Here is an 11735-nt window from a genome sequence, read left to right as displayed (position 1 = left end):
ACCCCCGACCTCCCCGTCTCCCACGCCCACCGACACGGTTCACCACCTGGAGAACGCGGGCACCGGCAAGCTCACCGCGACCGCGGGCGACGCCTTCACCGAGAAGATCGCCGCGCGCACCGAGACCAAGGCGGGCAAGGCCGTGCCGAAGGTCCGGGTCCGCTTCACGATCGTCGGCAGCACGGACGCCACCTTCAGCGGCGGCGAGAGTGTCGCCACGGTCGTCACCAACAGTTCGGGCGTGGCCACAGCGCCCGCGCTCAAGGCCGGTGAGAAGACCGGTGACTTCACGGTCCGCGCCACCGTCGTCGGCCGCAGCATCGCCGGCCTCGACTACACGGCGACGGTCACCGCCCGCCAGGCCGACGCCCTCGCGCGCACCAGCGACACCGCGCTGACCTGCGCTCCGGGTGGCGAGTTCGCGGACCAGGTCGAGGTGAAGGCCACGTACAAGGGCGCTACCGCCGACGGTGTCGCGGCCACCGCCACGCTCATCAAGTCGGCGGGCGACGCGACCGAGAACGACGAGGGCCCCTACTTCAAGGACGCCGACGGCAAGACCGTACGCACCCTGAAGGGCCTCGAGACGGACGCGAACGGCCTGTTGAAGCTGCCGAAGCTGTACGCGGACGACACGACCGGCACGTTCCTGCTGCGCATCAACACCACCGGCGGCGCGACGCTGACGGTCGAGCTGAAGGTGGCGGCCGCGGCCTCGCCGAGCCCCTCCGCCTCGTAAGCCCGTACAACAAGCGGCGCTGCCTCCGCCAGCCGGCGGAGGCAGCGCCGCGCCCTTTTAGGGGCGCGGGGCTGTATTCGATGTGCGGCTCCGCCGCGATGGGGGTCCCCCCGCTCGAGCGAAGTCGAGAGTGGGGGAGCGACCAGCCACAGACGGCCCGCGCCTGTCGCACCGCCCATCCCGCGGAGCGCCCCGCACCTGTCGCACCGCCCATCCCGCGGAGCGCAACGTGTTCTCATCTGGCTCCGCCGTTGCTACGGTGCCCCAGCCCTGACACTCCATCAGCTCGCTGGGGAGGTCCCGTATGCGTGCCCTCATCGCCGCCGCGACCGGTCTCGCCGTCGCGCTCGCGCTGGTCTTCACCATCACGGCCATCGGCTCACCGGCCGGCAAGACCTCGCCGAAGCCGCTGCTGACCACCGTCCCCGAACACCCCTGACCGTAAAGCCCGCAACCCGTAGGGAGGGCCGCCCAGATGCGCCGCAAGGCCAGCCTGATCCTGCTCGCCTTCGCCGTGTTCTGCACGGCACTGTCCCCGCTGCTGCGCTGGTACGCCTTCCCCCGCCTCGCCAAGATCCCGGCCCACCAGTACCAGGACATGGTCCTCGAGGCGAAGGACGCCACCCTCCTCGACTACGGGACCATGAAGTCCAGGAAAGTCGACAAGGTCACCATCGTGCAGACCCTCAAGGGCAACGTCGAGGCCTCCGAGAAGATCGAGAAGACAGCGGGCCGCGACGTCGTCGTCTGGGACGGTCTCTCCTACGTCCAGGGCCCCGACGGCAAGATGGTCTCCAAGATCCCCGAGCGCTACATCTTCGACGCGCACACCCAGGAACCCGTCCACGCCACCGGTGAGATGGTCGACGGCGATCCCGTCAGGCGCGACGGCATCGAGTTCAAGTGGCCCTTCCTGACCGAGAAACGGAACTACGAGTACTTCGACGCGCAGGCCCGCGTCACCGCCCCCATCCACTACAAGGGCACACAGAACTTCCGGGGCGTAAACGTTTACTACTTCGAGCAGACCATCCCCTGGACCAAAGTCCCCTTCCCGAAGGCCATGCCCGTCAAAGGCATCACTCCGGAGTCGGTCGCCAAGACGGGCACGACCCGCTGGTACAGCACCGTCCGCAAGTTCTGGATCGAACCCGCCACCGGAGCACCCGTCTACGGCGAGGAGATCCACAAGGAGGAACTGCGCGGCGGCACGCTCCTGGGGGGCCGCGACAAGGTGACCGCGTTCTCTGGGCACGTCAAAATGCGCGAGGACTACATCGAGTCGACCGTCGACCTGGTCAAGTCCCAGCGCGTACTCATCATGCTGCTGACGTCGTACCTGCCGTGGGGCTTCCTGATCCTGGGCGCCGGTCTGCTGTCACTGTCCCTGTACCTGGAGGCCCGCAGCCGCCGTCCCGCTGACCCTTCGCCCACGGAGGCGCGCGAACCGGAGCCCGTCAGCGCCTGAGGCGTGCGTTCGTGTGCCGGGTCGGCTCCGCGGTCGCGGGGTCCTCGGGCCACGGATGCTTGGGATACCGCCCGCGCAACTCGGCCCGTACGCCCCGGTACCCGTCCCGCCAGAAGGAGGCGAGGTCGGCGGTGACGGCGGCGGGCCGTCCGGCGGGCGACAGCAGATGCACGAGTACGGGCACCCCGGCGACGGCCGGGGACTCCTGCAGGCCGAACATCTCCTGCAACTTCACGGCGAGCACGGGCTGTTCGGGGTCCGCGTAGTCGATCCGGATTCTGGACCCACTCGGCACCTCGATCCGCTCGGGCGCCAGCTCCTCGAACCGCGCCGCCTCCCCGGAGGCCCACGGCAACAGCCTGCCGAGAGCCTGCCCGGCGTCGATCCGCTCCAGACCGGCCCGCCGCCGCGCCCGGCTCAGCTCTGGCTCGAGCCACTCGTCCACGCGCGCGTGCAGGGCGTCGTCCGACACATCCGGCCAGGGAGCCCCGAGATGGTGCCGCAGAAACCCGAGCCGCTGCCGCAGCACCTCGGCATCCCGCGACCACCGCAACAGCCCAAGACCCTCCTGCCGCAACCCGTCCAGCAGCGCCTCTCGTACGAGCCCGGGATCGGCGTCGTTGATCGGCCGCACCGCCAACTCCACGGCGCCCAGCCGCTCGACGCGTCGAGCGACGACGTCCCCGTCGGCCCAGCGGACCTCCTCGCCCTCGCCGTACAGCGCCCCGGCGGCCCGCCGCGCGGTCCCCTCGTCGATCACGGCCCCGAGCCGCACGCGCGCGTGCCCCGCTCCCACGGGCCGGTCCGCAACGGCCACGGCAAGCCACGGCGCACCCCGCAGCCCCGTCCGGTCACCGAGCTCGGCCCGCGTACCGGACACCATCAGATACGAGCCACCCTGCGCACAGGCAACCCGCTCGGGAAAGGCGAGCGCTGCAACGAGGCCTGCCACGTGGTCGTCACCGGGGGTTTCCCGCGCACGCGTGCCGGGCTCGACGGGTCCAGATGGCGGCGCGGATTCGGTGCCGACGGCCTGCGCGGACCGGTCGGCGGGAGCGGGTCCCTGACCGCGTCGCCCGGCACCAGGAGTTCCGGGCGATGCGGCGTCGTAGGTCCCGGTCATGGTGTCGGCAGACGTGACTGCGCCGGTTGCCCCGCCACCGGGCCGCCCGCCACCGAGCGGAGCGTCGGCTCCGGGTGCGCCCGGGAGAGAGTTCTCGGTGGGCGGGTGGGAAAAACTCCGCGTCGAAGGCGCGGGTGCCGTCGCGGCACGGAGCCGCCGCGCCTCCACTTTCCAGCGGAGCGCATACGCGTCGCCCCCTCGCCGGGCGGCACGCCAGGCCGCGGTGAGGTCGTCGCCGTACTCCCGCGGCGGCTCCTCGCTCAGCAGGGCGACCACCCCGGCGGCCCGGTCCGCGCCGACCTCGGGCGTCGCGTCCAGCAGGGCCCGGGCGAGCCGGGGATGCAACCCCAGCCGGGCCATGCGTACGCCCCGCTCCGTGGCCCGCCCCGCGGAATCCACCGCCCCGATGGCCCTGAGAACAGCGCGTGCCGCGGCCAGGGCCCCGGCCGGCGGCGGATCCAGCAGCGCGAGCCCCGAGGCGTCCGGATCGCCCCAGCACGCCGTCTGCAAGGCGAACGCCGTCAGGTCGGCCACTTTGATCTCCGGCGCGGGAAAACGCGGCAGACGGACGTCCTCCGCCTCCGTCCAGCACCGGTACACGGCCCCGGGCGCCTCACGCCCGGCCCGCCCCGCTCGCTGTCGTCCGGCGGCCTGTGACGCCCGTACGGTCGTCAGCGCGCTCAGCCCGCGCGCATGGTCGACCCGCGGCTCCCGAGCCAGCCCGGAGTCCACCACGACCCGTACGCCGGGCACGGTGAGGGACGACTCGGCCACGGACGTCGCGAGCACCACCCGGCGCCGTGCACCGGGCGTGAGCACCGCGTCCTGCACGGCCGCTGGCGCCCGCCCGTGCACCTGGAGCACCTCGACCCCGCCCGGATCCCCCAACTGCCCGGCGACACGGGCGATCTCGCCGACGCCGGGCAGGAAGCACAGCACGTCCCCCTCGCGCTCGGACAGGGCCCGCCGCACCACCGACGCCACATGCGTCAGCAGCGCCGGATCCACCCGCATCCCGTGCGGCGGCCGCACCGGCCGCGCGGGCGGCGCCCACACCACCTCGACGGGGTACGAAGCGTCCTCCGAGGTGATCACGGGGGCATCGCCCAGCAACCGCGCCCACCCCTCCGCGTCCGTCGTCGCGGAGGCGGCCACCAGTCGCAGCTCGGGGCGCAGAGCGGCTCGGACGTCCCACAAGAAGGCCGCCACCGTATCGGCGTCCAGATGCCGCTCATGGCACTCGTCGAGCACGACTACGTCGACACCGGCCAGCTCCTGGTCCCGCTGCAGCCGCTGCAACAGGACACCGGTCGTCACGACCTCCACGCGCGCGTGGCGCCCCACCACACGCTCTCCACGCACCGTGTAGCCCACCCGCCCGCCGACCTTCTCACCGAGCAGCCACGCCATGCGCCGCGCGGCGGCCCGGGCGGCGATCCGTCGCGGCTCGGCCACGACGACACGACGTACCGGGCGAGCCGCATCCGCACCCGAGGCCGGCTCCAGCAGCCCGGCCAGCTCCAGCGGAATCAGCGTCGTCTTGCCCGTCCCCGGCGGCGCACACAGCACAGCCGTGCCATGCACCTCCAGGGCGTCCCGCAGCGCGGGCACGACGGAGCGGACGGGCAGCCGGTCGAGAGCGTCGGTACGGATCACGTCCCCAGTGTCGTACGCGCGTCAAAACGCCCCCCACGCGCGCGGGCCTCTTGTTCGACCGGCGCCCGCCCTCGCGCGCGTGCACCCGCGTGCACGCGCCGAGCTATACGTCTCGCTCGTCCCGCACGCACACGAAGATCGCCGTCCCAGGGATCAGATTCCCGCGCAGCGGCGACCAGCCGCCCCACTCCTGGCTGTTCCAGGAGGGCCACTCCGGCTCGACCAGGTCCACCAGCCGGAAGCCCGCCGCCACCACATCCCGGACGCGGTCACCGACCGTCCTGTGGTGCTCCACGTACACCGCACGGCCTGCCTCGTCCTGCTCCACGTACGGCGTACGGTCGAAGTACGAGGCGGACACGCTCAGGCCCTCGGGTCCCGGCTCGTCGGGGAAGGCCCAGCGGATCGGGTGCGTGACGGAGAAGACGAACCGGCCGCCGGGCCGCAGCACGCGGCGTACCTCCCGAAGGACCCGCACCGGATCGGCGACGAACGGCAGCGCCCCGTACGCCGAGCACGCCAGGTCGAAAGTGCCGTCCCCGAAGGGCAGTGCCCCGGCGTCGGCCTCCACGAGAGCGACGCCCTCGGCGCCGATCCGCAGAGCGTGCTGGAGCTGCCGGTGCGAGAGGTCCAGGGCCACCGGGCGGGCCCCTTGGGCGGCCAGCCAGCGAGAGCACTGGGCGGCCCCCGCGCCGATCTCCAGGACAGCCTTGCCCTTCAGCTCCTCCGGCGGGCCGAGCAGCTCGGCCTCCACCTCGTCGAGTCCCTCGGGTCCCCATACGAAGCGGTCGTCTCCGAGGAACGTGCCGTGCTCGACCTGGTACTCGTCCGCGTTCCGGTCCCACCAGCCACGATTGGCGCGGGAACTCTCGGTGACCCCCGCCTTGCGTCGGGTCGCCTCCGGCTCGGACGGTTCATGCTCTTGGATGATCGGCTCCCTCGTATTAGTCTGCGGCCTCGTCCGTCCGGCCGGCCCGTCCCGGCAGCGTCACGGAAGGGGCGTCTCAGGCCTGCGTGGTTGTGGACGATGTCTGATATGCGGCTCGGCCGCGAGTGGCCTTCTGCCGGGTATGCGGCGATCCGCCCCGGGTGTGCGCCTTCGCGCATTGACCCTGTCCGGCTGCCCCCGTATGCTACAAGTTGCGCTGCGGGCCTGCGCACCTCAGACGTAGCAGGCTGCGCTCGCATCTGTATGTATGTCCCCTCGGTTGTCGAGGCGCCTTCCGATCACTGGATTCGGCGCTTCCTTGGCTGTCCGGCTTCTGCAGAGCGATAACGGGCTCCCGGCGTAAGCAGTACCTACGACTCACTGTCCGTACCGGAGCCCTTTCCCACATGACGAGCAGCACCGAGACCACCGCCACCACCCCGCAGGTAGCGGTCAACGACATCGGTAACGAGGAAGCCTTCCTCGCCGCGATCGACGAGACGATCAAGTACTTCAACGACGGCGACATCGTCGACGGCGTCATCGTGAAGGTCGACCGGGACGAGGTCCTGCTCGACATCGGTTATAAGACCGAAGGCGTTATCCCGAGCCGCGAGCTCTCCATCAAGCACGACGTCGACCCCAATGAGGTCGTCGCCGTGGGCGATGAGATCGAGGCACTTGTTCTCCAGAAGGAGGACAAGGAAGGTCGTCTGATCCTGTCCAAGAAGCGCGCTCAGTACGAGCGTGCCTGGGGCACGATCGAGAAGATCAAGGAAGAAGACGGCATCGTCACCGGTACCGTCATCGAGGTCGTCAAGGGTGGTCTCATCCTCGACATCGGCCTCCGTGGCTTCCTGCCGGCCTCCCTCGTCGAGATGCGCCGCGTTCGCGACCTTCAGCCGTACGTGGGCAAGGAGCTCGAGGCGAAGATCATCGAGCTGGACAAGAACCGCAACAACGTGGTCCTGTCCCGCCGTGCCTGGCTGGAGCAGACCCAGTCCGAGGTCCGCCAGACGTTCCTCACGACCCTCCAGAAGGGTCAGGTCCGCTCCGGTGTGGTCTCCTCGATCGTCAACTTCGGTGCCTTCGTGGACCTGGGTGGCGTCGACGGTCTGGTCCACGTCTCCGAGCTGTCCTGGAAGCACATCGACCACCCCTCCGAGGTCGTCGAGGTCGGCCAGGAGGTCACGGTCGAGGTCCTCGACGTCGACATGGACCGCGAGCGCGTCTCCCTGTCGCTGAAGGCGACCCAGGAAGACCCGTGGCAGCAGTTCGCCCGCACCCACCAGATCGGCCAGGTCGTGCCCGGCAAGGTCACGAAGCTGGTTCCGTTCGGTGCGTTCGTCCGCGTGGACGAGGGTATCGAGGGTCTGGTCCACATCTCCGAGCTGGCCGAGCGCCACGTGGAGATCCCGGAGCAGGTCGTCCAGGTCAACGACGAGATCTTCGTCAAGGTCATCGACATCGACCTCGAGCGCCGTCGCATCAGCCTCTCGCTGAAGCAGGCCAACGAGTCCTTCGGTGCCGACCCGGCCTCGGTCGAGTTCGACCCGACGCTGTACGGCATGGCCGCGTCGTACGACGACCAGGGGAACTACATCTACCCCGAGGGCTTCGACCCCGAGACCAACGACTGGCTCGAGGGGTACGAGAAGCAGCGCGAGGAGTGGGAGCGCCAGTACGCCGAGGCGCAGACGCGCTTCGAGCAGCACCAGGCGCAGGTCATCAAGTCCCGCGAGGCGGACGCCCAGGCCGAGGCCGAGGGTGCTGCCGGCGGCGGCACCCCGGGTGCGGCTCCGGCCGCCTCCGGTGGCGGCGGCGGCGGTTCGTACTCCTCGGAGTCGGACGACAACTCCGGTGCCCTGGCATCGGACGAGGCCCTGGCCGCGCTCCGCGAGAAGCTCGCCGGCGGCCAGAGCTGATCGCTCACCGCTGAGCAGTAGCCGGTAATCGAGGCCCGCACCCTTCGGGGGGCGGGCCTCGATTCGTGTCCTCACGCGTCGGTATCCAGCCCGTTGGGCATCTGCCGTTGCAGAAAGGTGTGGGATACACGAGTAACTGACGGGCCGTAACGGGGTGTTGGGAGGCTTCAGCTACACGGACGCCTGGCAGCACGGCGCGTTCACGTCCGCCCGCAAGGCGGGCCCGCAAGGCGGTAACCGCCCTCCACGCGCGTGTGCTTTCGGCGTAGCGCTCGGTGAAGCCGGTAAGACATGAGAAGCCGGTAAGAGCGGCCAGGAAGGGGCGTGCTCCGGGAATGCCCGCATCCCAAGGCACGTTGTGCAGTACGAACATGAGGAGGAGCGGTCACAGTGCTTGATCCGCAGGGTTTGTACGCATGGGAGCCGAAGGGCCTGGCCGTCGTCGACATGGCGCTCGCTCAGGAGTCGGCAGGTCTTGTCATGCTCTACCACTTCGACGGATACATCGACGCGGGCGAGACCGGCGACCAGATCGTCGACCGGCTCCTCGGCTCGTTGCCCCACCAGGTCGTCGCCCGTTTCGACCACGACCGGCTCGTGGACTACCGCGCCCGCCGGCCGCTGCTGACGTTCAAGCGCGACCGCTGGTCCGACTACGAAGAGCCCACGCTCGACGTCCGGCTCGTCCAGGACGCGACAGGTGCCCCCTTCCTGCTCCTCTCCGGCCCCGAGCCGGACGTCGAGTGGGAGCGCTTCGCGGCGGCCGTCCAGCAGATCGTGGAGCGGCTCGGCGTCCGTCTGGCGGTGAACTTCCACGGCATCCCCATGGGCGTCCCGCACACCCGCCCTGTGGGGCTCACCCCGCACGGCAACCGCAACGAGCTCGTGCCCGGCCACCGCAGCCCCTTCGACGAGGCCCAGGTCCCCGGCAGCGCCGAGTCGCTGGTCGAGTTCCGCCTCATGGAGGCCGGACACGACGTCCTGGGCGTCGCCGCGCACGTGCCCCACTACATCGCCCGCTCGCCGTACCCGGACGCCGCGCTGACCGTCCTGGAGGCGATCACCGCCGCGACCGGCCTGGTCCTGCCCGGCATCGCACACGCCCTGCGCACCGACGCGCACCGCACCCAGACCGAGATCGACCGGCAGATCCAGGAGGGCGACGAAGAGCTCGTCGCGCTCGTCCAGGGCCTTGAGCACCAGTACGACGCCGCCGCGGGCGCCGAGACGCGGGGCAACATGCTCGCCGAGCCCATGGACATCCCGTCGGCGGACGAGATCGGGCTCGAGTTCGAGCGATTCCTGGCGGAGCGGGAAGGCGACGCGTAGCGCCGCCGCAGGCCCGCCGGGGCCCTGTCGGTGGCGTTGTCAGCGGCAGAGCCTAAGCTTTCGAGCATGTTGACGGTGGGCCTGACCGGCGGGATCGGCGCCGGCAAGAGCGAGGTGTCGCGGCTGCTCGTGGAGTGCGGCGCCGTGCTGATCGACGCCGACAAGATCGCGCGCGAGGTCGTCGAGCCGGGAACTCCCGGTCTCGCGGCGGTCGTCGACGCCTTCGGAGAGGACGTACTCGCTCCGGACGGCAGCCTGGACCGGCCGAAGCTCGGCTCGATCGTCTTCGCGGACCCGGAGAAGCTCGCCGTGCTGAACTCGATCGTGCACCCCCTGGTGGGCGCCCGCTCGCGCGAGCTCGAAGCCGCCGCCTCACAGGACGCCGTCATCGTGCACGACGTCCCGCTGCTCGCCGAGAACGGGCTCGCGCCGCTGTATGACGTCGTGGTGGTCGTCGACGCCGGCCCCGAGACCCAGCTCGACCGGCTCGTACGGCTGCGCGGCATGACCGAGGACGACGCCCGCGCCCGCATGGCCGCCCAGGCCACCCGCGAGAAACGCCTCGAAACAGCGGACATCGTGATCGACAACGACGTGCCGCTGGAGGCACTGGAGCGGCGTGTACGAGAGGTGTGGGCTGATCTCGTGCGGCGGGCACACCAGAAGATGACCTTGGAATAGCGGACCGAGTTCGGGGCGTTGAAGCGGGGCAGCGAGGGAAGGAGTCAGGCGTGCCAGAGTCCAGCGGTTCCACCGGACGTAGTCCGGAGACGGATGTCATCGACTTCCGCGCCGCAGAGCAACTGCTGGCCGCGCGTGATCCGCGGGGCGCGGTGAAGCTGCTCGACGCAGTCATCGCCGCGCATCCCGAGAACACGGCGGCGCGGCTGCTGCGCGCGCGTGCCTTCTTCGCGGCCGCCCAACTGCGGCCCGCCGAGCTTGAGTTCACGGTCGTGCTGGAGCGCGAACCGGACAACGCCTTCGCGCACTTCGCGTTGGCCCGCACCTACGAGCGCTCGGGCCGCCCCGAGCAGGCCATACGCCACTTCCGGCTCGCGGCGGCGCTGGACCCGCAGCCGGAGTATGTGGCCGCCGCCCGTTTCGACTCCTGAGACGGTTGCTGATCGACTACCGAGATCCGGTCTGGTCCGGTTCGGTCGGTCCGGTTCGGTTCGGTCCACAGTCCAGTCCAGTGAAGGCTGAGCTAGAGACGTTGGTCCGGTGGCCGGTACGGCGGGATCTCGGGGCCCGGCTGATAGTGCGGGCCCTGGCGGATGTGCCGGAGGATCGTCGCCAGATCGACGGTGATGATCAGCCACAGCACCCCGCAGGCGATGGCCCACCCGAGCCGCCCGACGAGGGCGAACGCCGCTGTTCCCGCGGTCGCCCAGACCAGGCCCCACACACTGAGCCACAGGCGCGCTCGCAGCGCACTGCGCGCAGTCGTCGGTTCACTGCCCGTACGCATCAGGATCACTGCTCCTACTCGGAAACGTACTCTTCGTGGTGCACGTTCACCAAGAAGGACGGACGAACGGGGGAGCGGCTGTGCTGCTGGAGGCACTGCGGGCGGACGAGAGGCTCGCAGAATGGCTGAGGGATCTGGAGAGCGAGGGCGTCCCGCGCGCGGAGGCGGAGCTTCCGGACGCGGTCACGCTGCCGGACGTACTCCTCGACCTGTCCGTGCCGCACGAGTGCGTCAATGAACTCGTAGCGCTGCGGGAGCGGTTGGCGGCGGATCCGGAGGCGATGACGCTGCTGCGACGCTGCGTCGGCCGGTTCGTACGCGACATGGGGGAGATCGGCAAAGGGTGGGAACCGCCGGCCTTCCCGGAGTCCACGGGACCGCTCGGCCGCAGCTTCCACGTGTTCGTCTTCGTCGCCGCGCTGCCGTACGTACGGGCGTACCACAGGGAGCGGGGCATCCCGGAGGCCGTGTCCCGGCGCAGCCTCGCCGATCTGGGCCGGCACATGGCCGTGCACCGGCGGCGGCTCGGCACCTGCGGTCTCCTTGCACCATGGTGGCTCGCGCTGCACTTCCACGGGGAGCTGTACCAGCTGGGGCGGCTGCAGTTCCAGCGCGCGCGGCTCGGCGGGCGCACGGGACGGGCGGCCGCGGCCGCGGGCCTCGACACCGGCCCCGGCGACCTCTGTCTGAGCCTGCACATAGCCGACTTCCGGGGACCCCTGTCACCCCGGGCGTGCGACCAATCGCTGGACCTGGCACGGGAGTTCTTCGCCCGGCACTACCCGGACGAGCGGTACGGGGTGGCCGTCTGCCACTCCTGGCTGCTCGACCCGCAGCTGAAGCGTTATCTGCCGGCGGACTCCAACATCATCCGCTTCCAGGAGCGGTTTCAGGTCGCCTACGAGGAGACGCAAGCGGACGACAAGAGTGCCGTGGGCTTCGTGTTCGGCGATCCTGAACTGCCGGTTGAGGGGCTGCCGCGGCGTACCAGCGTGGAACGGGCGGTGGGGGATCACCTGCGGGCGGGCGGTCACTGGTACGGCGGCAAGGGCTGGTTCGCGTTGTAACTCGAACGGGTGAATAGGTGGGGAGGGGGAAC

At 70.5% G+C, this 11735-nt stretch carries 10 protein-coding genes and 1 pseudogene; 8 read left to right on the top strand and 3 right to left on the bottom strand.

All coding sequences use genetic code 11. From position 1 onward, the window contains the following. The 3 genes and pseudogenes from G5C60_RS46145 to pgfA all read left to right on the top strand — a co-directional run. A pseudogene (locus G5C60_RS46145) lies at window positions 1-739 on the top strand (lytic transglycosylase); the annotation flags it as partial. Between the two features lie 304 nt (window positions 740-1043). Beyond that, on the top strand, window positions 1044-1178 hold the full coding sequence (locus G5C60_RS46140; RefSeq protein ID WP_165269502.1) for an SPW_0924 family protein: 135 nt from the start codon (window positions 1044-1046) through the stop codon (window positions 1176-1178). 36 nt (window positions 1179-1214) lie between these two features. Next, window positions 1215-2207 (top strand): cell envelope lipid trafficking protein PgfA, encoded by a 993-nt coding sequence (pgfA, locus tag G5C60_RS46135; RefSeq protein ID WP_165269500.1) that lies wholly within the window; start codon window positions 1215-1217, stop codon window positions 2205-2207. Here the strand turns inward: pgfA and G5C60_RS46130 are convergent. Next, entirely contained in the window at window positions 2197-4986 is a 2790-nt protein-coding gene (locus G5C60_RS46130) for an ATP-dependent helicase C-terminal domain-containing protein (protein WP_165269498.1), read from the bottom strand. The genes pgfA and G5C60_RS46130 overlap by 11 nt on opposite strands. A gap of 103 nt (window positions 4987-5089) precedes the next feature. Further along, window positions 5090-5917, bottom strand: coding sequence for a methyltransferase domain-containing protein (locus tag G5C60_RS46125; RefSeq protein ID WP_165269504.1), 828 nt, complete (start codon window positions 5915-5917; stop codon window positions 5090-5092). A 404-nt stretch (window positions 5918-6321) separates the two neighbouring features. Between G5C60_RS46125 and rpsA the strand changes: the two genes are divergently transcribed. The 4 genes from rpsA to G5C60_RS46105 all read left to right on the top strand — a co-directional run bounded on the left by rpsA (window position 6322) and on the right by G5C60_RS46105 (window position 10280). After that, window positions 6322-7839 carry a 30S ribosomal protein S1 gene (gene rpsA / locus G5C60_RS46120; RefSeq protein ID WP_165269496.1) on the top strand — a complete coding sequence of 506 codons (1518 nt, stop codon included), beginning with the start codon at window positions 6322-6324 and terminating at the stop codon, window positions 7837-7839. Window positions 7840-8229: 390 nt separating this feature from the next. Continuing rightward, window positions 8230-9168 carry a PAC2 family protein gene (locus tag G5C60_RS46115; protein WP_165269494.1) on the top strand — a complete coding sequence of 313 codons (939 nt, stop codon included), beginning with the start codon at window positions 8230-8232 and terminating at the stop codon, window positions 9166-9168. Window positions 9169-9234: 66 nt separating this feature from the next. Next, entirely contained in the window at window positions 9235-9849 is a 615-nt protein-coding gene (gene coaE / locus G5C60_RS46110) for a dephospho-CoA kinase (protein WP_165269492.1), read from the top strand. A 50-nt stretch (window positions 9850-9899) separates the two neighbouring features. Then, entirely contained in the window at window positions 9900-10280 is a 381-nt protein-coding gene (locus G5C60_RS46105; protein ID WP_165269490.1) for a tetratricopeptide repeat protein, read from the top strand. A gap of 92 nt (window positions 10281-10372) precedes the next feature. On the opposite strand, the gene G5C60_RS46100 is transcribed toward G5C60_RS46105, so the two are convergent. Continuing rightward, window positions 10373-10636, bottom strand: a complete 264-nt coding sequence (locus G5C60_RS46100; protein ID WP_165269488.1) for a DUF6343 family protein — start codon at window positions 10634-10636, stop codon at window positions 10373-10375. Between the two features lie 80 nt (window positions 10637-10716). Here G5C60_RS46100 and G5C60_RS46095 point away from each other — a divergent pair, with 80 nt between their 5' ends. Next, a complete protein-coding gene (locus G5C60_RS46095) occupies window positions 10717-11703 on the top strand; it encodes an acyltransferase domain-containing protein (protein ID WP_165269486.1) in 987 nt (328 codons plus the stop codon). Window positions 11704-11735: the final 32 nt, after the last annotated feature.

Origin of the sequence: Streptomyces scabichelini (genome assembly GCF_011045015.1) — a bacterium.
Classification (GTDB): Bacteria; Actinomycetota; Actinomycetes; order Streptomycetales; family Streptomycetaceae; genus Streptomyces; species Streptomyces scabichelini.
Note: the sequence above shows the minus strand (reverse complement) of the source record. Positions and strands in the feature narration are given on the sequence as shown.